21 protein-coding genes are annotated in these 23,720 nt (G+C 34.1%); 12 read left to right on the top strand and 9 right to left on the bottom strand.

Annotation, left to right across the window (positions count from 1 at the left end; all coding sequences use genetic code 11):
- Positions 1–6 precede the first annotated feature (6 nt).
- From KMW28_RS16590 to KMW28_RS16575, 4 genes are all read right to left on the bottom strand, one after another.
- Entirely contained in the window at positions 7–297 is a 291-nt protein-coding gene (locus KMW28_RS16590) for a KTSC domain-containing protein (RefSeq protein ID WP_066212708.1), read from the bottom strand.
- A 108-nt stretch (positions 298–405) separates the two neighbouring features.
- The gene (gene rsgA / locus KMW28_RS16585) at positions 406–1,389 is read right to left on the bottom strand and encodes a ribosome small subunit-dependent GTPase A (protein WP_066212714.1); all 984 of its coding nucleotides are present in this window, start codon (positions 1,387–1,389) and stop codon (positions 406–408) included.
- 71 nt (positions 1,390–1,460) lie between these two features.
- Complete coding sequence (locus tag KMW28_RS16580) at positions 1,461–2,717, bottom strand: 3-deoxy-D-manno-octulosonic acid transferase (protein ID WP_169662779.1); 1,257 nt, start codon at positions 2,715–2,717, stop codon at positions 1,461–1,463.
- Between the two features lie 45 nt (positions 2,718–2,762).
- The gene (locus KMW28_RS16575) at positions 2,763–3,275 is read right to left on the bottom strand and encodes an RNA polymerase sigma factor (RefSeq protein WP_066213495.1); all 513 of its coding nucleotides are present in this window, start codon (positions 3,273–3,275) and stop codon (positions 2,763–2,765) included.
- Between the two features lie 509 nt (positions 3,276–3,784).
- On the opposite strand from KMW28_RS16575, the gene KMW28_RS16570 reads away from it, so the two are divergent.
- The 10 genes from KMW28_RS16570 to KMW28_RS16525 all read left to right on the top strand — a co-directional run bounded on the left by KMW28_RS16570 (position 3,785) and on the right by KMW28_RS16525 (position 13,771).
- Positions 3,785–4,588: an SDR family NAD(P)-dependent oxidoreductase gene (locus KMW28_RS16570; RefSeq protein WP_169662778.1), complete on the top strand. Its 804-nt coding sequence runs from the start codon at positions 3,785–3,787 to the stop codon at positions 4,586–4,588.
- A 5-nt stretch (positions 4,589–4,593) separates the two neighbouring features.
- On the top strand, positions 4,594–5,580 hold the full coding sequence (locus KMW28_RS16565; RefSeq protein WP_169662777.1) for an NAD-dependent epimerase/dehydratase family protein: 987 nt from the start codon (positions 4,594–4,596) through the stop codon (positions 5,578–5,580).
- A gap of 63 nt (positions 5,581–5,643) precedes the next feature.
- Positions 5,644–6,495, top strand: coding sequence for a zinc dependent phospholipase C family protein (locus KMW28_RS16560; protein ID WP_169662776.1), 852 nt, complete (start codon positions 5,644–5,646; stop codon positions 6,493–6,495).
- A gap of 95 nt (positions 6,496–6,590) precedes the next feature.
- Complete coding sequence (locus tag KMW28_RS16555; protein WP_169662775.1) at positions 6,591–8,600, top strand: LruC domain-containing protein; 2,010 nt, start codon at positions 6,591–6,593, stop codon at positions 8,598–8,600.
- Positions 8,601–8,749: 149 nt separating this feature from the next.
- Positions 8,750–10,315, top strand: a complete 1,566-nt coding sequence (locus KMW28_RS16550) for an NFACT RNA binding domain-containing protein (protein ID WP_183363922.1) — start codon at positions 8,750–8,752, stop codon at positions 10,313–10,315.
- Between the two features lie 97 nt (positions 10,316–10,412).
- A complete protein-coding gene (locus KMW28_RS16545) occupies positions 10,413–10,637 on the top strand; it encodes a DUF3098 domain-containing protein (protein WP_066212737.1) in 225 nt (74 codons plus the stop codon).
- A 33-nt stretch (positions 10,638–10,670) separates the two neighbouring features.
- Positions 10,671–11,492 carry an undecaprenyl-diphosphate phosphatase gene (locus KMW28_RS16540; protein WP_066212741.1) on the top strand — a complete coding sequence of 274 codons (822 nt, stop codon included), beginning with the start codon at positions 10,671–10,673 and terminating at the stop codon, positions 11,490–11,492.
- Positions 11,493–11,501: 9 nt separating this feature from the next.
- Complete coding sequence (gene truB / locus KMW28_RS16535) at positions 11,502–12,206, top strand: tRNA pseudouridine(55) synthase TruB (RefSeq protein WP_169662773.1); 705 nt, start codon at positions 11,502–11,504, stop codon at positions 12,204–12,206.
- Positions 12,207–12,221: 15 nt separating this feature from the next.
- Positions 12,222–13,160 (top strand): bifunctional riboflavin kinase/FAD synthetase, encoded by a 939-nt coding sequence (locus KMW28_RS16530; protein ID WP_169662772.1) that lies wholly within the window; start codon positions 12,222–12,224, stop codon positions 13,158–13,160.
- 134 nt (positions 13,161–13,294) lie between these two features.
- Entirely contained in the window at positions 13,295–13,771 is a 477-nt protein-coding gene (locus KMW28_RS16525; protein WP_169662771.1) for a hypothetical protein, read from the top strand.
- Here KMW28_RS16525 and KMW28_RS16520 read toward each other — a convergent pair.
- The 3 genes from KMW28_RS16520 to KMW28_RS16510 form a co-directional block, all read right to left on the bottom strand.
- Positions 13,755–15,134, bottom strand: a complete 1,380-nt coding sequence (locus KMW28_RS16520) for an alpha/beta hydrolase family protein (protein ID WP_169662770.1) — start codon at positions 15,132–15,134, stop codon at positions 13,755–13,757. The two genes, KMW28_RS16525 and KMW28_RS16520, sit on opposite strands and share 17 nt — an antisense overlap.
- A gap of 470 nt (positions 15,135–15,604) precedes the next feature.
- Positions 15,605–16,696, bottom strand: coding sequence for a DNA polymerase IV (gene dinB / locus KMW28_RS16515; protein WP_205958129.1), 1,092 nt, complete (start codon positions 16,694–16,696; stop codon positions 15,605–15,607).
- Between the two features lie 36 nt (positions 16,697–16,732).
- Complete coding sequence (locus tag KMW28_RS16510; RefSeq protein WP_066212761.1) at positions 16,733–17,260, bottom strand: hypothetical protein; 528 nt, start codon at positions 17,258–17,260, stop codon at positions 16,733–16,735.
- A 188-nt stretch (positions 17,261–17,448) separates the two neighbouring features.
- Between KMW28_RS16510 and KMW28_RS16505 the strand changes: the two genes are divergently transcribed.
- Entirely contained in the window at positions 17,449–17,799 is a 351-nt protein-coding gene (locus tag KMW28_RS16505; protein ID WP_169662768.1) for a hypothetical protein, read from the top strand.
- 1 nt (position 17,800) lies between these two features.
- Here the strand turns inward: KMW28_RS16505 and porZ are convergent, their stop codons facing one another.
- Positions 17,801–20,014: a type IX secretion system anionic LPS delivery protein PorZ gene (gene porZ, locus KMW28_RS16500; RefSeq protein ID WP_169662767.1), complete on the bottom strand. Its 2,214-nt coding sequence runs from the start codon at positions 20,012–20,014 to the stop codon at positions 17,801–17,803.
- Positions 20,015–20,188: 174 nt separating this feature from the next.
- Between porZ and KMW28_RS16495 the strand changes: the two genes are divergently transcribed.
- Positions 20,189–22,057 (top strand): glycoside hydrolase family 13 protein, encoded by a 1,869-nt coding sequence (locus KMW28_RS16495; protein WP_169662766.1) that lies wholly within the window; start codon positions 20,189–20,191, stop codon positions 22,055–22,057.
- Between the two features lie 59 nt (positions 22,058–22,116).
- On the opposite strand, the gene KMW28_RS16490 is transcribed toward KMW28_RS16495, so the two are convergent.
- Complete coding sequence (locus KMW28_RS16490) at positions 22,117–23,691, bottom strand: DUF1254 domain-containing protein (protein WP_205958128.1); 1,575 nt, start codon at positions 23,689–23,691, stop codon at positions 22,117–22,119.
- Positions 23,692–23,720: the final 29 nt, after the last annotated feature.

Genomic DNA, 23,720 nt, shown 5'->3' with positions numbered 1-23,720 from the left:
TGCTGATTAATAAGGTATTTTATTATTCTTGGTAAAGAGATTAATAAAAAACTTAAAGAAAGAATCTTTTTCTTTTTTGTATCGCTTTAATTCTCTTAGTAGTGTTCTACCTTGAGATTCAGATGTGATAATCATATCAAAAGAATCAGCAGGAAAATCTCTATAAGTAATTACTTTTCCTGAGTGTTTTCCTCTTTTGTATGAAACTTGAAGAATATTGTCTTGTTTATTATAGATCAAAAACTCAATTAAAGAGGATTTTTTAGGTACTATTTTCTCTACGAGAACTTCTCTCATGTCTTTATAACTTTTTTTGTAGTCAATTTGAAAATCCTATTCACTTAAAAAGTGATATGAAAAAAATATTTCAGATTGTACTATGGGTATAACGATCAAAGTTAATTTTTATTTTCTATTATCATCACCTTCTAACATACTTAAATAACTTAAGTAGCGTGAAGTGGCAATTTTTCCTTCGTCGACTAAATCTCTGACTGCACACTGTGGTTCATGAACGTGAGTACAATTATTGTATTTGCATTCATTCATTACCTCACGAATTTCAGGGAAAAAATGACCAATTTCATTTTCTTCTATTCCCATGATACCAAGTTCTTTAATGCCCGGGGTATCTATTAAATGACCATTTTGTTCTGCAAGGGTGAACATTTCGGCGAAAGTAGTAGTATGTTTACCTTTCATGGCGAATAAAGAGATCTCATCAGTTTTTTGATGCATTTTTGATGCCAATTTATTCAAAAGAGTAGATTTTCCTACACCAGAATGACCAACCAATAGCGAAGTTTTATCTTTTATGATTTCATTTAGCTCTTGAAGGTTCTGATTTTCGGTCGCTGAAACACGTAAGCATTTGTAACCTAGTGGTTCATAGATTGATTTTAGGTAGTCTAAATATTCCCTGTCCTCATCCTCCAATAAATCATCTTTATTGAAAACAATATAGGTAGGAACATCATAAGATTCTGCTGCTACTAGAAAACGATCTATAAAACCAAGAGAGGTTTTGGGAAGGGCAAGTGTGGCAATTAAGATAGCTTGATCAATATTGGCAGCGATAATATGGCCGTGCCATTTTTTACGGGTAGACTGTCTTAGAATAATGTTCTTTCTATCGATAATATCATGAATGATTACCGTATTTTCAACTTCATCTTCTAATGTGTAATTCACAAAATCACCAACAGCAACAGGGTTAGTCACTTTCATACCTTTGAGTTTTAATTTTCCTCTAAGGCGACCTTTAAAGAATTGTCGAGTTTCCTTATCCTCAACTTCATACCATAAGCCAGTAGATTTGGTAATGATTCCTACTTTAACATCTCCACTAACCTCTTTTTCTTTATTTTTTTTCTTCCCTTTTTTTGCCATTCTAATGTGATTTCACCTCTATAAACTTTTCTTTACAGAAGGATTATGTCTTTTCGTAAACTTAATTTGAATTATTGATTTTCTGAAATAATCTTTTGACAATAACTGATAATTTTTTCAGTACTGCCTAAATTCTCATTAACATATTGTTTGGTAATTCTGCCGGTAGTAGTTCTAAACTCAACATCATCTACTAACTTTTTGATAATAGACAGACATTCTTCAGAGGATTGTATACTTATCACTCCTTTCCTTTCTACTAGCGCTATCGCCTCAATAAATTTACTGAATTCTGCACCAATAACAATAGGAATACCAAATGTAGCAGGCTCTAAAATATTGTGTAAACCTTCTTTGAATGCTCCACCAACATAGGCAAAATCGGCAAACTGATACAAGGATGACAACATTCCAATATTATCGATAATTAGAATATCGTACTGATTTATATTTTCAGTTGTTGCTTTTGAATAACGAATACACTTTCTACTAGAAAATGTATCTATAATAAATTGGATTTTTTTATCGGATATTTCATGAGGAGCGATGATCCATTTTAGAGAAGAAATACTATTGACACTTTTGCTCAGTGCTTCGATGTCAAGAGGCCAACTACTTCCCACAACGGCCACTTGATTTCCTTCCGAAAATTGTTGGGCTAAGGGTATTTGTTTAGGAGACGCACAGATTTCGGCAACACGATCAAAGCGAGTGTCGCCAGCTATCTCTTTACTATTAATATTGATCTGACTCAACAGATCAAATGAACGCTGATCTTGAGTAAAAAAGAAGTCAAACTTCTTTAGCATATTTTGTTGAAATCCTCCCCCTTTCTTAAAGAAAGCTTGATCAGGACGAAAAATCGTCGAGAAGGATATTATTCTGGATGAATTCTTTTTTAATGCATTCAAGTAGTTATGCCAAAATTCATATTTGACAAAGAATGCAATTTTAGGTTGAATAGTTTCGACAAATTTTGTCGCGTTAGATTTGGTGTCTATTGGTAAGTAATATACAAAATCAGCTTGATCATACTCTTTTTGAACTTCATATCCACTAGGTGAATAGAATGTGAGTACAATTAGATAATCGGTAAATACAGTTCTAAAAGCTTCGATAACAGGACGCCCTTGCTCAAATTCGCCTAGGGATGCACAATGAAACCATGCTACTGGACGTGTGTTATTCTTAAAATCGGAAGATATTTTTGATAGTAAACCTTTCCTTCCATCAATAAATAATTTGGCTTTTGGATGAAGAAAAGATGCAATTTTCATAGCACCACCGAAGGCAACATTGCCCATATTATAAAGCTGTTCTTGTATCATTTTACAAAAATAACAGCATTATTTAAGTAGTACTAAAAAGATTCATTAATATCTATCAGCGTACACTGCTAATACCTCTTTTAATTCTTTTCTAGCTAAAAAGATTCTGTTTTTTACTGTACCAATTGGAATGTTTAATCTATCTGAAATTTCATGGTATTTAAATCCTCTAAAATACATCATGAATGGTTCAGAGTACGTATCATCTAAATTCTCAATAGCCGTTTGGATATCATCCATTGCAAACTGACCCATAGCTTTATTTTCTTGTTTTGTAGAAGTGCTATTGATAAAATGCAGATTATCAGAAGTATCAATAAACGTTTTCTGACGTGCATTTTTTTGGTAATTCGTTAAGAATGTGTTTCTCATGATAGTAAATACCCATGCTTTCATGTTTGTACCTACCATAAACTTCTCCTTATTAGAGAAAGCTTTAAGCATTGTCTCCTGAATTAGATCTTTTGCATTCGCAGTGTCCTTTGTCAGTTTGTAAGCGAATGGCTCCAATGCTGGGATTAAATACTGCAATTTGTGATTGAATTCTATAGCTGTCATAATAATAGAGTTAAAGGTGTTTTGTTTAATGTTTCTCATTGTTGTTGAAACAAATATATAGGTTATTAAAACTCTTTGCAAATTTTGTTTAATATATTTTACTTATAGTTAAACAGAAAAAATCTATAGCAAATGTCTTTTTGTTCTGAAAAAAGCTATTATTAATAAGGTTGTAAATGATTGATTTTCTTATAAATATTGCTTTTTGATGATGTTTTGGAGGTTTTGTTGAAATCTGAGTTCTAGTCATTGGTCGTTATAGAATCGGAAAACTGACAGAAACAAGTTGAAAATATTTTGTTTATTATTTTTTAATTTTCTTTAAACAAAATAGATTTTCGAGTTTTTACTCATTTTGTTTAAGCTTTTCTTTAAAGATATATTCAAATACAACTCAAAGAATCATTCTACAACTCAAAAGAAAATATGACGCTTCCCAAGAAATGAAAATGCTTTGATGTGAGTAACAAGTAGGTTTGCAGTGATATAAATAGAAATCACATCAATTTATGGGAACATCAGACAACAACTTTATTATAATAACTGGAGCGAGTCAGGGTTTGGGAAAAGAGTTTGCTCGAACTTGTGCACAAAAAGGGAAGGATCTTATTCTAATTTCTTTACCCAAAGAAAACATCAAAAACTTAGCATTAGAGTTGAGTTTTAAATTTAAAGTATCCGTTTACTATTATGAGACTGATTTAACGAATCAAGTTGAATTAGATCAATTGATAGAAAAGATCAATCAGAAACACCAAATAGAAGTTTTGATTAATAATGCCGGAATTGGAGGTAGTCGTAGATTTGAAGAAGCATCGGAAGAATACATTCAAAACATTATTAATCTGAATGTATTGGCATTGGTAAAATTGACAAGAGGTCTATTGCCTAATTTAAAAAATAAAAGAGAGGCACATATTTTAAATATTTCGAGTGTGGCTGCTTTTGGAGCAATGCCATTTAAAACTGTATATCCTGCTTCCAAGGCTTTTGTTGAATCTTTTTCACTTGGGTTAAATGAAGAATTAAAAGATTCTTGTGTAAAGGTGAGTGTTGCCCACCCTGGAGGGATGCCTACAAATGAAATTGTGGCTCAACGCATAAAACAACATTCCAATATCTTAATTAGGAACACCATTTTATCTCCTTCCGAGGTAGCCGAAATATGTTTAGAAGAAATGTATAAAGGTAAAGCTAGAATTATCCCGGGGCTAATGAATAGAGTATGTAGGTATCTTATCCGAATGTGTCCAGATAAAATTAGACTCCCAATGGTGAGAAGAAATCTATTACAGGAAATTAATATGGCATGAGTAAAATGAATAAGGTTTTAGTAACAGGAGCCAATGGCTTATTAGGTGCTAATATTGTAGAATCTCTATTAGCATTTAACTATCGAGTAGTGGCTTTGGTAAGAAAAGGGGCCAATCTGCAAGGTCTAAATGATCTTGATTGTGATATGTTCTACGGAGATATATCAAATAAAAAGGATCTTATAGAAGCAATAAAAGGATGTGATATTGTGATTCATAGTGCGGCTAAAACACAAAGTAATATCAATACCTTAGATGCGTTTTATCCCATCAATGTAGAGGTAACAAAGAATTTGATAGACATTTCGAAAGCTTCTGGTGTAAAGAGATTTTTGTTTATTGGTACGGCCAATACCATGACTAACGGAACAATAGAAAAACCAGGGAATGAGTCGACTTCATTTATGCCATGGCTGTATAAATCGGGTTATGCTTACAGTAAATATTTAGCACAAGAATATGTCTTATCTCAAAACGAAGATGGAATTTTCGAAACCATGGTATTGTCACCTACATTTATGATAGGTCCAAGAGATGCAAATCATTCTAGTGGTCAATTGTTATTGTTCGCTCTAAAAAATAAAGTGATTTTCTGTCCTCCTGGAGGGAAAAGTTTTGTTGATGTACAAAATGTAGCACATGCAGTGGTCAATGCTATTACAAAAGGAAAACCTAAGAATGTATATCTTCTTTCTGGGGAGAATCTTACTTTCAAACAATTCTTTGATAAGGTACGCTATCAAATTCCACAAAGTAAGATTGTTGTGTCTATTCCAAAAAGCTTATTAATCCTTGGGAGTCGAGTGGTCGAATTATCAAATAAGTTTTTATCCACCTCATTTCCGTTTGATAGAGTGACCCAACGTTTGTTTTGTTTGGATAATTATTTTGATAATCAAAAAGCAAGATATGAATTAGGAATGCATCAAACAGATACTTCAAAATCGATTCGAAAAGCAAATAAATGGTTCTCAGAAAACCAACATATTTGATGATATAACTGAGTAAATCAAATTTTCTTATTAATATTGTTAAGCTTTAACACTTAACGATTTATGAAAACTTTTACTCTCTTATTCTCTTTCTGGGGATTCTTTGCACATCAAGAAATCAATCTCCAAGCCACCTTCTTATTACCTGATGAAATGTTCTTTTTCTTTAAATCTCATATTAATGAGTTAAAGAAAGGAGGGATAAGGCCTGATCAACGTAAAGGGTTATTAGACAACGAAGGAAGTAAACACTATATTGATATTGAGTTTTACGATTCTTTGTTACAACAACCCATAAAATTTGATGATGCTTTGTTGAAATATTCCAACGATTCATTATTGGCGAATGGTATGACACCTTGGGTAGTTACAAAGTACTATTTTCTGTTGAGGAAAGCTTTTGAAGAAAAGGATGCTTATCTAATAATTAAGTATGCAGGAGAGGTGGGGCATTATTATGGCGATTTACACGTACCCCTTCATACTACCCACAACTATAATGGTCAACTGACAAATCAAGTGGGAATTCATGCTTTTTGGGAATCCACATTGCCAGAAAACTATTATAATCAATATAATATTCAATTAGAAAATGCCCATTATATAGACAATATTCAGGAGACGGTATGGGAAGCCATGAGAGAATCCCATGCTTTGGTAAAAACAGTCTTAAATGAAGAAAAGAAAGTAAGTGCTACTTTTGGTGATAGAGGGAAGTATGTGGTAAAACGTCGAGGGGCTACTTTACAAATGCTACCCTCAAAAAAGTATGCGGAAAAATACAATGAAGCAGTGGGAGAGATGGTGAGTGCAAGAATGCAGTTATCTATACAAAGAATTGCCAACTTATGGTTTACCTGTTGGGTAGATGCAGGACAACCCGATCTTAAAGACTTGAAATATAAAGTTGAATGATTTAAAGTATTTCATTGGACAATTAGTAGAGTAAAATAACATGGGAACTTAGTCTAAAATGAGAGAGTTAAAGTTTTAGATAAACATCCCATACCATGAAAAACTTTTTACAATTTGCATCAATTCTACTGTTAATTTATTTTTCTTCATGTAAAAACAACAATGAAGAACAACCTACAGCCGAAAAGTCAGGGTTTGAAACATTACAGGTAGACAATTCCTTTAACTATTCCACAACCGTTGATTTTGATATCAATATCATGCAAGAATATGTTTCTTCAAATCTACCAATTGAAATTTATTCGTCAACAGATTTTGATGAAACTTCATTGTTGGGAAGTGTTGTTTTAAAAGGTAGTTCAACTTTTACATCCAGTATCAACATAGAAAGAGGGACGAAAAAACTATATATCAAAGCATTAAAAGCAGGTGTACCTCAATTTTTTGAATTTGATGTTAGTGAAGGTGTTAACTATTTATCATTAAGCGAAAATTTTATTTATAATAATATTGATGAAATTGATAATTCATCTTCATCAAGAACTGCATATACAGGACAGTTACATAGCATTTACGGTAATTGGGACAATCAAGGTTTGCCAGATTATTTGATAGACCCCGATACTGTATCACAAGCTCTTATGGATGATATTGATGCCTCCTTACCAGAGAGAAGACCAGTTCCAACGTATAATCCTTCATATTTAAAAGATATTAATTATGATACCAAAATAATTCAAGACGCAGATGTGTGGATTACTTTTGTACATGAAGGGGCAGGTTACAGAAATACTTTGGCTTATTACACGTATCCTACAGGTAATCCACCACAGTCAACAAATGATATTGATAGTATCAAAGTGGTCTTTCCAAATGTATCTTATTTGTATGCTGGTGGCAAATTAAAAACTGGAGATAAAGTATTTTTAGGACGATTCGATGCAAATACTTCAATAGGATGGGTACTAATTCCAAATGGTTGGGACACTTCTATAGAACAACCAGTATATAAAAATCAAGTAAAGTATAGTAACTATTTATTAAATAATGACTCACCTGAAGGCTATAAACAACATATGGTAGCCTTAAAAGATACGGATAGAAACATCGTTGTTTTAGGTTTTGAAGATTTAACTCGTCCGGGAGGTGATAACGACTTCAACGATTGTATGTTTTATCTAACAGCTAATCCTTTTACAATTAGCGTAGATGATTATGATGATTTATCTGAAGCTGTAGATACGGATGGAGACGGTTTATTTGATCATGAAGAAGATTACCCTAACGATTCAGAAAGAGCATTTAATTTATATATCAATAATAAATCAAGTTTTTCTACCTATGGTTTTGAAGATTTATGGCCAGCAAAAGGTGATTACGATTTCAACGATTTAGTTATTGGGGTGAAATACAAAAAGGTATTGAATGCGAATTATTTCATTAGAGAGATTGTAATGGATACCAAAGTTTTTGCCATTGGTGGTTATTATCGTAACGGTTTTGGAATTGAATTTCCTTTCAATGCTTCACTTGTAAATAATACTACAGGTCAGGTATTGGATCAAGGTGTGGTAACTACAGCTGCAAATGGAACCGAAGTAGGAAGTACAAAAGCTAGCGTTATCTTTTTCGAAAACGCCTACTCTCTGATGTCATCAGATGAAATTTTAGTGAATGTAAAACCATCTAGTACTTATGTTACACCTCATGAATTTACCATTACATTAAGTTTTAATGCAGGACAATTAGCAAATTCATCATTTACCAATTACCCGAATCCATTTATTTTTGTAGATCAGGAAAGAGGTCGAGAGGTACATTTACCTAATTATGAACCTACGGCATTGGCTAATCAAGATTATTTTAAAACAAGTGATGATAACACAGATTCAGGTCAAAATATCTATTATAAAACAAGTGCAAACCATCCTTGGGCGATCAATGTAGTAGCCAACGAATTTAAATATCCATATGAAAACGTAGAGATCACTTCTGCTTATAATCACTTTAAAACTTGGGCAGAATCAAGTGGTGGTAATTATTCAGATTGGTATAAAACCAAATCGGGTTATAAAAATGATGACATGATTTTTCAGCGACTCTAATCGTTAAAAATAATATATAAGCCTCAAGACACGTTCTTGAGGCTTTTTTTATATCATATATATGTGTTTTTTTGTAGTTGAAAAGAATCTGAAATTAAAATAAATACTCTCAAATTGATGCTAAAATCTGTAAGAGAGTGGAGAAAAAGATGTTCAATAATTATTATTTCCTTAGACAACTTAGTCAGGCACTAAAAGAAAGATTAGTAGGGATGACCCTTGGGGCGTGTTTTAGTCAAAGTAAAGACGAGTTGATGATCGGCTTCTATAAAGGAGCACGCGAGCAATGGATTCGAGCATCTTTAATACCAAATTTTAATTTACTGACTTTTCCTCTTGATTATCAAAGAAAGAAAGTCAATAGCATCGATTTATTTAAAGAAGCAATTGATCAGGAAGTATTGGATATCATTCAATATAAAAATGAGAGAGCCTTTTTAATTCAAATGACGGATGATTGGGGATTGTTATTTAAAATGTACGGCAATCGTTCCAATATTCTATTAACCCAAGGAGAAGAGGTGTATGCTATCTTTCAGAAAAGACACATTGATGATCAAAACATGGATATCAGTTCGTTGGATAGAGAAATTGATCAATCGAAAGGAGCATTTTATGAAGGTGGAATAAAAGCTACTTTCCCCACTTTAGGTAGGGAAGCAAATGCCTATCTTGAGAATCAAGGATTTGATAAATGCTCTCCCGATGAACAATGGACTAGACTTTCTAATTTGGTGAAGCAACTTGAATCGCCTAATTATTATGTGGAGGAATTAGACGAACAAGTTCAGTTTTTATTGTTTCAATTAGAAGGAGCGAATACCCTCTTAGAATCTGATGATCCCATTGATGCAGCCAACGAGTTTTATTACCGATTCTCGAAAAGGTATTTTGTTGAAAGAGAAAAAGGGCCACTTATCAAAGAGATTGATAAAAGGTTGAAGCAATCAAAAAGCTACTTGAAAAAGCATTATGCCCGCTATGAAGAGTTGACAGAGAATGCACGTTTTGAAGAAATCGCCAATATCATCATGGCCAACCTTCATGCAATTCCACCTCGATCAAAAAAAGTGACGTTGTTTGATTTCTATAATGAGGAGGATATCAAAATAAAGTTGAACGAACTACATACTCCACAGAAAAATGCGGAGACGTATTATCGTAAAGCCAAAAATCAAAAGTTAGAAGTAAAGAATCTTGAAGCCAATATTCAGCAAAAAGAAACTGAAATGGAAGAATTGAAAAAACACCGAGAGGCGTTGGATCAATTTGAAATGGTAAGAGAGATCAGAAAATATATTAAGACCAACGGACTACAGAAACTTCAGAAAAATGAACCTGTATTCCCGTTTAGAAAATTTGAGTACAAAGGGTTTGAAATTTGGGTAGGTAAAAATGCTGTAAATAATGACTTGCTCACACAACGTTTTGCCCATAAAAGAGATCTGTGGTTACATGCTCGAGATGTGGCAGGGTCGCATGTAGTGGTGAAATGGAAGTCGAAGCAACCGAATTTTCCTGTAGATGTGATTGAGAAAGCAGCATCGATTGCCGCTTATTATTCTCAGAGAAAAACAGATACATTGTGTCCGGTAATTTATACTCCTAAAAAGTTTGTGAGAAAGAGAAAAGGAGATCCGGCAGGGTTGGTAGTAGTTGATAAAGAAAAAGTAGTACTAATAGAACCTGCTCCTTTTTCAGAGACTTTAACGTAATATATTCGCGTTTTTTTTCATATACTATAGAACCTTATAACTTTGTAAGTTGTAAAATCTGAATTTGAGTACATCAAGTAAAAAATATAATAAGGAAATGAGTAATAATAAAGAACATTTGGCTTTCGGTAAGAAGAACTTCGTTTGGATGTTGATTGGTATTTTCACTATCGTCATCGGTTTTGCAATTATGTCTATGGAGACTGCTGCAATGGGATTCGGTTCATTAGGTCTTACTGTAGGTCCAATTATCGTAGTAGCAGGATTTGGTATTAATTTCTATGCTATTCTTTTAAAAACTCCTAGCGCTCCAGAAGAGTAAAAACAAACCAATTATAAATATCAATTAGAATTAATGAGCATTTTTGAGGCGATTGTCTTAGGTATTATCCAAGGACTGACGGAGTTCCTGCCTGTAAGTAGCAGTGGACATTTGGAGTTAGCTAAAGCAATTTTTAATAATCAGGATCTGGATCCGGAAGGAAGTATGATGATGACGGTAATGTTGCACTTCGCAACGGCACTTTCTACCGTGGTTATTTTTAGAAAAGATATTTTGGAAATCCTAAAAGGACTTTTCCAATTTAAGTGGAATGAGGAAACACAGTTCTCTCTAAAGATTATAATCTCTATGGTACCTGCAGCTTTGGTTGGGGTATTATTAAATAAGCAAATAGAACAATTTTTTGGTGGAGCAGTATTGCTAGTAGGTTGTATGCTTTTAGTGACTGCAGTATTGTTATTGTTGGCAGATAAAGCCAAGAATACCACTAAACCTGTTGGATATATGGAAGCAGTAATTATTGGTGTTGCCCAAGCAATTGCTATTCTTCCAGGTATTTCTCGTTCAGGAGCTACAATTTCTACCTCTGTATTATTGGGTATCGACCGAGCAAAATCTGCTAGATTTTCGTTCTTAATGGTAGTGCCTTTAATCTTTGGTAAGATTGCTAAAGATATGTTAGATTCTAAAGAAGCAATTATGGATGGTACTTTTGCCGACGGCATTGGTGCTTTACCATTAACTTTAGGATTTATTGCAGCATTTGTAACTGGTATGTTAGCATGTCAGTGGATGATTGCTTTGGTGAAGAAAGCCAAACTGCAATGGTTCTCTATTTGGTGTGCTTCTGTGGGTACAATTGCGATAGTTTACTCATTATTCTTTTCGAATTAATCTGATAGAATGAAAGATTTTGATTTTGCTGCTGGTGAAACAGTATTGGTAGATAAACCCTTGGAATGGACTTCTTTTGGCGTGGTCAAGAAGTTAAGGTGGGAAATGAAGGTGAAGAAAGTGGGGCATGCTGGTACTTTGGATCCTTTGGCAACAGGTCTTTTAATTTTATGTACAGGTAAGAGTACAAAAACGATTGACCAAATTCAGGGGAAAATCAAAGAGTATGAAGGGGAAATGGTCATTGGACAAACGAGACCGTCTCACGATATGGAAACAGAAGTGGATAGCGAAACGGATATTTCTCATATCACCGAAGAAAATATTCATGCACTTTTACCTCAATTTACGGGTAAAATCATGCAAGTTCCTCCTATGCACTCAGCTATAAAAATAGATGGTGTTAGGGTATATAAACATGCTAGAAAGGGGAAAGAAGTAAAAATCGACCCTCGAGAAATTGAAATAAAGGAATTAGAAATCACAAAGATCGATTTTCCTAAAATTCAATTTAGAATGGTTTGTTCAAAAGGGACGTATGTCCGTAGTTTTGTTCGCGATTTTGGTAAAGAATTAGGTGTAGGTGCTTACATGAGTGCCCTAAGAAGAACCAAAATTGGCGAATACTCTGTAAAAGATGCAAAGTCCGTTGAGGAATGGATTGAAGTGATCCGTGCTTGGAGAGCATCGAAAGAGGAAGAGGAGAATAAATAATCGAAGAAATAAAGAATGAAAGTACATTACGGGATAGAAAATTTTAAGCCTCTCGAAAAAGCTACAGTGACTAGTGGGACATTTGATGGTGTGCATTTTGGGCATCAACAGATTTTGTCGCATCTAAGAAAAACAGCTGAAGAGGATGGTTCTGAAACCGTATTGATTACTTTCTGGCCTCATCCGAGGTTTACACTTCAACCCGAAGTGGCAAAAAAAGAATTAAAGCTAATCACTAATTTAGAAGAGAAGATCGATCGCTTAAAAGAAGAAGGGATCGATCATCTTATTGTATTGAAGTTTGATAAGAAGTTTTCTCAGATGACCTCTTTAGAGTTTGTGCAGGAAATCTTGATCAATAAAATCAATACCACAAAATTAGTGATTGGCTATGATCATCGCTTTGGAAGAAACCGCGAAGGAGGTTTCGATTATCTCAAGCAGCATCAAAAAGATTTTGGTTTTGAGGTAGAAGAAATAACAAAGCAGGAAATCGAAGATGCCGCTGTTAGTTCTACAGCCATTAGAAAAGCAATTCTTGATGATGGGAACGTAGAAACAGCCGAAAAATATCTAGGTTATCATTATTCCTTCAAAGGTAAAGTAGTGAGTGGAAACCGTATTGGACGTAAAATCGGTTTTCCAACAGCAAACATTGAATTATTAGATTCCTTTAAATTGCTCCCTAAAATTGGCGTTTACGCTGTAACCGTTGATGTAGAAGGGAAAGAAAGAAAAGGAATGATGAACATCGGTAACCGACCAACAGTAACTGATGGGATACTAAAAACGATAGAAGTAAATATCTTCGATTTCGAAGGTGATATTTACGATCAAGAAGTAAAAGTATCTCTTATCCATAGAATCCGATCAGAAATGAAGTTCGATGGAGTAGAGGCGTTAATTGCCCAGCTGCATGAGGATAAAAAAGCAGCCCTATCGGTTTTTGTTTAAAATCATTTTATGCTGTTCAGTGTGTTAAGTGTCAGCCTCACTCAGAACTTATTTTTTTTGATAAGTTTTTAACTTATCATATGAAAATTTGTAGTTTTAGTTGATTGATTAATTCTCATAAAATTACTAAGATTATGAAAAGCAAATTGAACAAACTCTTAATACTATTTTTACCAATTATTCTGTTCTCATTAGCTCCACTTAATTCTCTTTTTTCAGTAAGGAACTTAGATTTGTCAAGTTTTGAGGAGGTAGATAAATCGAAATACGAAAAAACTAATTCTTTAAATAATAAAGAATATTGTACAAAGGTTATGTCCAAAGAAATCGATGCACATCAAACATTTATTTATTTTGAAATCGATTATAATGGAGTTCATCGTTACTTGGGAATACATAAGGGCGAAAAATTCTTTCTACTCTCAAAAGAAGAAACATATCCCGGTGGAGAAATATTTGTATTCACCCAATTATTTGGAAAATTCTACAAGCAAACTGAAATAAAAAGTTTTTTAGATGAAGATAAAAGTGATTATGAAAATGATATATACATTTCTAGATCTGACACAACTATAAAATATTTTAATACTGATTTCATTCCCTCACCTTAACCACCTCAACCAACCAACTACTGACTTTCTCTAAAAACACAGGCGACAACGTCTGATCTAAAAGACCATATTCAGCAGGTAATCCAGAAGTACTTTCTTGGAACAGGTGATTCAGCCTTTCTAACTTTTCAGTTTTAAAATTGGGATTCTCATTATTAGTCAATACATCATTCACCACTTGTAGGTTTTCATCAGCGAGGACTTGCACATCGTTACTACCGTTTAGGGCATATAGAGGTGTTTTTATATTCTTAAGGTATTTTTTAGGATCTATCTTTACAAATTCTATAAACCACTTATTGGTCATGCCTTCTACAATAGAGTTTAGTTGCTGATTACTGATATTATTTTGGTATTGATGCTTAAAGTATTCTCTCAATCGAGTATCCAAAGGTTGTTCGTTATTGATAATGATATTGTAGGCATTCTCAAAAATCACTTGATTGGCTGCTACGGCTTTATCAGGAACACCACTCAGAATTTCAATTTGTCTTTTTTGATGTAACAAAAGGTCTCTACCTAATATAGTAGGAGAGGCCATAAGCACAGTATAAGCAATGTCGCTATTTTCTGATGCAATCATTTGAGCGATTATGCCGCCCTCACTATGTCCAATTAAACCAATTTTACTTGGATCAACATCAGTTCGTTTTTTAAGAAATGAGATGGCTGCTTCTACATCTTTTTTGAAGTGATAAGTAGTGGCTTTAGAAAAATCGCCTTGGGATCGTCCCACTCCTCTTTCATCAAATCTTAAAATAGCAAAGCCTTTCTTTGTGAGCACATCCGCTAATAATAAAAAGGGTTTATGTCCTAAAATAGTTTGATCTCTATCAGAAGGGCCACTTCCAGCAATTAAGATAACAGTAGGGTATCTTTTGAGATCTGTAGGACGAGTAAAAGTACCCGAAAGCATTATACCGTCTTCTTGATTGTAAAATTCTATATCCTTGACCACATACTTAAAAGGAGGTTTAGGTTCTTGAGGTTTAGCCAAAGGAGTTTCTTCTGAAAGGTTTTTGACTAGATTCATACTAAACTTTTGCCCACCTTGTTTAAAATGTCCCTCAATATTATCATCGTCCATAACACTACCTACATATTCTATTCCTAGATTAGGTAAATTGATTTGAATGATGGGATGATGATATTTGATTTCATGTATCGGAAGACCTTTTACACCTTGTGCAGGAATATCCATAATACCTTTTAATTCATTATTCTTAGTAGAAATCTTAAAGATGATATCTAGCTTGCCATTAGGTAAATTAAGTGTCCCTTTCCATGGACCTGCAAGATTTTGCGCTTGTATCATAGAAATTGATGAAAACAGAAGAGTAAGAAGTAATAGTTTTATTTTCATAATTGGTCACTTTTGGTAAAAGGATATCTTGATATAGAAATTACAACAAAAAGTAGTAAAACAATAATTAAGTTGAATAAAAAATATAGAATATAAGATGAATTTATCTCCTTTTTTTGTCCGATATAGTACACTTGTAATATTTTTCCGATTAAAATAAATTAAAGGAATTTTGTTTTAAATGTTTTGTATTTATCTGATAATCAGTTTAAATATTGTACTTTTTGGGTGAAAATGAATTTTTATTCAATATTAATGAATGTAAATTTTTGAATCATAAATATTATACTTACTTTTATGTAAACAATTGTAAATATAAATTCATTTTCACGATATTTTTCATCGCTCATGGTTCATCAAATTAAAAAATTTATCAACGCAAACAGTTCATTTGGATTAGGCCTTTTAGTAGGGGTTTTATTCGGATACTTTTTGGCATTCTTAATTGTAAGTTACTTTCTAGTGTAGTTCTAAAATAATTCTAGTTGTTGAAAATCATCACTCGAATCATTATCATCATTACTATCGAAATCTTGAAGATTACTTATACTTATACCCAAAAGTCTGACATTAAAAGTTTGCGGTTCTAATTCATCTAAAAGAAGTAAAGCTTCTGATACTAATTTATTCTTTTGCGTAACAAGCTGTTCAAAAGTTTTACTTTTTGTATGACTCTCAAAATTGTGAAGTTTAATTTTTACAGTTAGCGTTTTTCCTCGTTTATTTCCTTTGATTATTCTTTCCCAAAGGATATCACCTATTCTAATGAGGTGTTCTTTCATCTTCTCTACGTTGGCAATGTCTTTAGAAAAAGTACGTTCTGCACCAATAGATTTTCTTTCTCGGTGAGGTTTTACTTTCCTGTTGTCTATTCCTCTTACGATGTAATAATAGAATTTTCCCGTTTTTCCGAAATTATCATTCAAATGGGATAATGGCCATTCTTTAAGATCTTTGCCTTTGTAGATACCTAGCTTTTTCATTTTTTCTGCCGTAACAGATCCAATACCATAGAATTTCTCTATAGAAAGTTGTTCTAAAAATTCCTCAGCTTGTTCGGGCAAGATGACTGAAAGTCCATCGGGTTTATCAAGGTCTGATGCTGTTTTTGCTAAAAATTTATTATAAGAGACACCCGCACTAGCCGTTAGGTTTAATGTATTATTAATTTTTTCACGAATCTCTTTCGCAATTTGTATTGCTGATCGAATTCCTTTTTTATTTTCTGTGACATCCAAATACGCCTCATCAAGTGATAAAGGTTCTACAAGATCAGTATATTCAAAGAAGATTTTACGAATTTGGTAAGAGACATCTCTATAAACATTAAATCTCGACTTTGTAAAAATAATCTGAGGGCATTTTCTATAAGCCAAAGCTGAGGGCATAGCCGATCGAACCCCAAATTTACGAGCTTCATAACTTGCAGCAGCAACAACACCTCTTTCGCGGCTACCACCAACAGCTACAGGCTTACCTCGTAAATGTGGGAAATCTCTTTGTTCAATGGAAGCAAAAAAAGCATCCATATCAATATGTATTATTTTTCTATGACTCTCCAATAATTAAACTAAAGTGTAATTTATGAGATAGATGTGTTAATCAAAGAAACGAACATCATAGCTTTTAGAAACAAACTCAATGGTTTCTATGTTTTCCATTTTGTTTGCCCAAACAGACATCACAAAGAAAATGTCGGCCATAGTGTTTAATAAATCGGTGACTAATTTATCGACTTTAACATCCTCGAACTTTGCTATTTTATAAGCCCAGCGAGTGGAATTTTTACTTTTTGATCGACATAAATTTAAAATTCCAGCTAATTCACAGCCAATAGGTAGACTAAACATTTTTGTTTCTTCCTTAACAAGTAGCTGATATTTATCGTGAATATCAATAGCTTTTGAGATATCCTCTTCAGTTACGGCCACTTTACCACGAATTGAACCATTCACGTGATAGGCCATTTCACAAAGCCAAGTTAATTCTTCCTGCATTTCTTTGTAGGCAGTCGCTTTAGAATAAGCATAGCCAATATGACTTGCCAATGAATCGGTTTCTACTTCGTAGTCGCATTTAAAACTGGTTTCCTTTAAATAAGGATAACACATTCTAACTTTCTTCATGATTTGATATAATGGTTTTTTCAAATGTAACACCTAGAAAGAAAAGTTAAAACAATATGATCAGCAGAAATAAATGATTTTCATAATTGGTAACAGTGTATTTATTTTGTTAATATGTTTAATGTTAAACTATATTTTTTAGCTAAAGATTAAAAAAAAGTATTCTTTTGCAGAAACTAATTTAGACCATGAAAAAAATAGCCTTATTGTTATTGCCATTATCATTACTATTCTCATGCAATGATACACCTGTAGCTCCAGGTAAAAACTTTGATACAGTATTACAAACCACTACAGGTGATACTTTAGTAAAATATCATAGTGGAGGTTTCTTTGAAGCCTACATCATTTCATCGAATTCTTATTTGAATTCTAAATGGACTTTATCCAAAGAAACGGATAAAGTGATACCTCAAGTAGCTAGAGGAAGAATTTGGGAAGATTGTTCTAGAATAACCAATGGTTTTGATCAGTTTCCTGCTTTTGAAATTGAAGAGATGCAGACTTCTCCTTTAGACATTTATGATTGCGATTTTTAAATTATCTCACAATCGCAAATTTACCAACATATTTCTCCGCTCCTTCTTGATCTGTGCTAAACACAAAATAGACTCCCGTTGAGGGTTTAGAACCGTTATTTAATCGAAGATTCCAAGAGGTGCTACCTCCATAAGACGCTCCATTCCATACAATTTGTCCTGCAGTGTCGGTAATTCGAACATCAGCATTAACGGCTAAACCAGAGATAGTAAGTACTCCTTGATATTCCGGTCGAACAGGGCTTGGGAAGATTTTAACGTTCTCAAATTTTGTGCTGCCTTGTGTAGCATCACTACGATAGGAAACAATTCCATCTGAAGTGTTGATAAAGACCTCTCCACTTGTCGGTTGAATAGCAATATCCTTAATATCATTAGAGAGTAAAGAAGAGTTCTCAGTCGTAAATTGTTGGAACAAACGGCCACCGTCGCTACTAAATAACCAAAGTCCTCTAACCGTACCTAACCACTTTCGATTTCCTCCATCGACAGCAATTGATTGTACTCTTTCACCCTTTAAAAGAGGGAAACCATCGTACCTTGGTAAAGAGACACTAAATTCTCCAGCTTCTGTAGGTGCTGTTCCAAAATATTCTGCAGTGCCGTCGTCTGTACCCATCCACATGCTCCCTGCATTATCAATTTGTAGGCTTAAGACCGTATTACTTGGCAAGCCACCGTTGGTTTGATCTGTAGATAAATATCTAGAGTTACCATCTTTAAATACCAAAAGTCTATCACCGCTCACCAAAAGCCAAGCATCTCCTTGAAAGGAATTTTGAGTTTCTGTAGCTGCTCCCGTTATTTTTCTGTCTAAGAAATGTTGCCATTCGGCTGCAGGGTTTCTAAAGTGAAGGTAACTATCGGTAGTCGTCCAAAGGTTTCCGAATTGATCGAAACTTAAACTTTCTATTGTAGCTTCTGTTCTACCATTCACTAAGAAAGGATCTTTGATGATTTCAAATGTTTTCTCATAAATATGGAATGCGAATAAACCTTCTCCTTCAGTACCAAAATACACTTTCTGCTCTTGAGGCATAAATGCCATTCCTTTAAACCTTGGTAAATTAGGAATTGTAGTTACATCAGATCTTACAAGCGAACTATAATTTTCCCATATTCCATTATTGAAAACAGCAAACGAACCTACATTAATGCCTGATTCATCAGATGGCGTCATAAAAATGAAATTCTCAGCATTGATCATGTCATGTGCAGTAGAAAATAATGGTCCTGAAGGAGCGAAAGTTTCAATACTACTACTCACCTTCACCATTCCATTGGTAGCATCGGCAATCCAAGCATTTCCATCGGTATCATCAATTACTTGTTTAGGAGTAGGGACTTTTTCGTTTTGATATTCGGATAATTGATCATTGGTATCAATCAAATAGATTTTATTGGTGGCAGGTAAACTGATATTATCACCCCAAAAATCAAGTAAAAAGCTTTCTTCATCTGTATAATTACCAATTGATGATATCCCGTTAGGACGATATGCATTAATCTCTTTTGGTGATGCCACAGTGTAATACACTTTATCATCAGAGAATAAAACAGTATTGATTTCATTAGCCGTTGAAGTCACTACATTTTTCCAGTTATTGTAATCTTGTTTGTTGGTGTTTGCATCATCACCCACACTTTTTATCCCTTCGGCACAGGCAATATATAGGGAATCATTAGAGAAGGTAATATCGTACACATTCATTTCTGAACCACCTTGACCAATAAAATCATAGGTCTCTTCGATGATATAATTTGTAGTATTGACCTTCACTACACCAAAGCTTGCACAGATATACATAAACTGTTTATCCATTCTAAAACCAAAAAATGATTTATTGGGGTAGTCACTGTTTAAAACAGTTCTCATATTAACGATATCAGAATCGCTAATAAAATCAATATTACCATTGGCGTATAGTACAATAACCTGATCACTAATGTCTGAGTAACCAATACTTAAGATATTGGCATCACTTAATCCATCTTCTTTAGTGATGGTAGTGATTATCCCATCAGTTCTATCTAATGAAAATAAAGCATTTTGAGAACCGCATATCGCTTCATTATCAGTTAAAGTTATAGAGTTGGTTTGGGTATAGTTAAGGTGGGATCGCCAAGTATTCACAGGGATATCTTGTGCAATTAGGTTTACAGTACTTCCTAAAGTCAGAATGCAGAGTAGTTTAATTAAAAAGTGGCGGTTCATATTATCATCGATGTTTAAAATACCAAGATACTCAACGAGTACTATTTATCGAAAAAAGTCAGAAAAAAAGAAAAAAAATACAACTGCAAACGGTTGAAATTTTAAATGATTTTCAAATAAAGATTAATAACAGTATGTTTGTTTGTAATGAAAAAAGTATAATACTAATAAAATATGAAATCTTTTAGAAACTACGTCATTACTCTTATGACGGTTCTTTTAGCATCGTTCTCGGTTCTTGCCTCGGATGCTACAACAACTAACTCAGCAAACAACAAAAGTAAGGCACCAGTAATCAATCAAGTCGAACCAGCTTTTTGGTGGGCAGGCATGAAAACTCCATCAGTGATGTTGATGGTTCATGGTGTGGATTTAGCTTCTACGGAAGTGACTATTGATGCAAAAGACATTAAAATCAATGAGGTAAAATCATTGGATAATGCTAACTACGTATTTATCGATCTTGATATTTCTAAAGCAAAAGCGGGTACTTACCCTATCACTTTTACTAGAGGAAAAAAGAAAACGGTAATTAACTACGAGCTTAAAGAAAGAAACAAAGAAACGAAGGCGCAAGGTCTTGATCAGTCAGATGTGATGTATTTAATTATGCCTGACCGTTTTGTAAACGGTAACCCTGATAACGACTCAAGCGACAAATTAGTGCAAAAAGCAGATCGTTCTGATAGAGGTGGACGTCACGGTGGTGATATCGCAGGTGTTACTTCTAAATTAGATTACATCAACGATTTGGGTGCCACTACAGTTTGGTTAACTCCATTCCTAGAAAACAATCAGCCGGGTTGGTCTTACCACGGTTATGCTATCACAGATTTTTATCAAGCAGATGCACGTCATGGTGATAATGCTGAGTATAAAAACATGGTATCAGAAGCACATAAAAGAGATATGAAAGTGGTGATGGACTTGGTATTCAACCACATTGGTAATGGTCACTTATGGATGAAAGATCTTCCATCTCAAGATTGGATTCACCAATGGAAAGAGTTTACTAAAACAAACTACAAAGGAGAAACAATCTCAGATCCTAATGCTTCTGAGTATGACAGAAAAATTATGCAAGAAGGTTGGTTTGATGGTCATATGCCTGACTTAAACCAGGATAATCCTTACTTAGCAAAATATTTAATGCAAGCTTCTTTATGGTGGATTGAGTATGCTGGTATCGATGGTATCAGAATGGATACTTATCCTTACAACAAAAAAGAAATGATGTCAGAGTGGGTATCTTATGTATTAAATGAGTATCCTGATTTTTACATTGTAGGCGAAACTTGGTTGCCAGGTGCTACTTGGGAATCGTATTGGAAAACTGGCGGTAAGAACAGAGACGGTTTTAATACCACTTTAAAATCAATTTCTGATTTCCCTGTATGGGACGCATTAAACAAAACTTGGAGAGATCACTGGAGTATTACTGAAGTGTACAAAACACTTACAGAAGACTTCTTATATGACGATGCAGGTCAGAATAAAATCTTTATGGATAACCACGATGTGGACAGAGCATTTGGTTCATTCAAAAAAGATCTTCCAAACATGAAATTGGCGACTACTTTCTTATTAACAACAAGAGGTATTCCTCAAATTTTCTATGGTACTGAGATTTTGATGGCCAAAGGTGGTGATCATGGTGATTTAAGAGAAGACTTCCCTGGTGGATGGGCAGGCGATGAACGCGATGCTTTCACTAAAGAAGGAAGAACTGATGATGAAAACGAATACTTTGATTATATCAGAACAATTCTTCAATGGAGAAAAAATTCTGAAGCAATCACTGGTAAATTAAAGCATTGGGTACCTTTTAACGAGGTATATGCTTACCAAAGATATACGGATAACTCATCTGTTTTCGTAGTGATCAATAACAATTTAGATGAGCAAACTTTCGATACTGCTCGTTTCGAAGAAGCATTAAAAGGAAAAACTTCCGGTAAAGATATTCTTACTGGTAAAACAATCTCTTTTGATGGTAAGATGACGATTCCTGCAAAGACAGCTTACATCATTGAGTTGAAATAATAAAAATTAGATAGAAACAACAAAGGCTGTCCTCTTTCGGGGACAGCCTTTTGTTTTTATTAGTTTTTGATTTCAGTAACATTACTTGGTACCCACTTTCTATCGTGCCACTCTTGTAACGGACCATATAATCTTAGAATCACAAACATACTCTTACCCGGGATGGTTTGTAACCAATTGCTCTCATATCCTTCTGGAGCCTTTGGTCCGAAGTAGATATCGTAAGAACCATCTTCATTTTTTCTCAAACCTTCCGTTTGCGAACCTACCGTTGGATACGCTTGATCTGTTTGTAACATCGATCTTGTTTGAGGATCATAAACTGTTACTGCCCAAAAGTTTTTCGCAGGAGGGTTAGGAGGTATATGTAGCTTATAGTTTTTACTGCCATCGAATGGGACTTTTTTATCGTCAACATAAGCCATAGCATAATCCGACCCAATACCTAATCTAGGAACTGCCATTGCTGGAGTAACCGCTGTGTAAGGATAATGGAACATCACTCGAGCATCCGAGTTCATGGTATGTCCATCTTTACCATTAAAGAACACATTACGATCTACCCAAGCCATTATCCAATGACTATCTTTTTTAGTTGGGAAGACTTTAATTCCTTTCATATTGCTTACGCTACCTTCACTTCTTGGGTACCAAACAATAGATCTAGCAGTGGCATTACCAATTGCTACGGCATCCGTAAGTATTCTTTTCATACGAGCATCTGGAGCAAACTCTTTTCCTTTTTCAATACCAATAGAAGCAATTAGACCACGAGTTTCGACATCTAACATTTCGTAAGGTTCTTCTTGAATCACTTCGTTTAAGTGCTCATAGAAATGGAAATCGTTGGTATGGATGGTATTGAATTCTTTCCCCGTACCACTAATAAATTCCATTGGTTTAGGATTATTCTTTTCTGATAAAGGATAGATTTTCAAATTATTTTTGATATTGGCTACAGCAGCATCAATACCATTTTCAATAAATGCTCTCATGAAAATCCAAACTCTATACGTTTTTGATTTTACTACATAATATCCACTAGGAATCTCTCCTTCGTAATCAGGAGGAATCACCAAATATTTACCACCTTGTGCTTTGTCTGGACCAAAAGGACCAATGTCTTCCATGTATCTAAACCAAGCATCGTTAAATGCGCCTAACATACCTTTTGGTACTTCGATCACCATAGGACCTGTATTCTTCATATTCAAACTAGGAATACTGTACAGCGTAGAAGTATTCGCAGTTAAATACAAAGGTTTTGAATCCATCAGTTTATCAAATAATAAGACTTTATTGTAATCGTCGACCCCAATTTCCTCTGGGCCAACCATCAATTGTCTGACTGAAACGGCAGGCATACATTTTAAGAAAACATCTACACCACGCATACGATCTAAGTTTTCGTATACTTTCTCTGCTGTTTCTGGCAGAGGTGCCCCATCAATAAATTCCAAATCTCCAATGGATGTACTTACTTTATCCGGAGTAAGAATTCCTTCAGGTATATTCGTTGTTTGATGATATTTCTCTACTGTTTTTGAGCGATTATCTTCTTGAGTTTGACAGGAAAAACCGACCATTATTAAGGCTAGTGCTATTGAAGAGTTTTTTATAAATCTGAGTTTCATAGTGATTAAAAGTTTTGTTATATCTAATC

The organism is Flammeovirga yaeyamensis, assembly GCF_018736045.1.
Lineage (GTDB): Bacteria > Bacteroidota > Bacteroidia > Cytophagales > Flammeovirgaceae > Flammeovirga > Flammeovirga yaeyamensis.
Note: the sequence above shows the minus strand (reverse complement) of the source record. Positions and strands in the feature narration are given on the sequence as shown.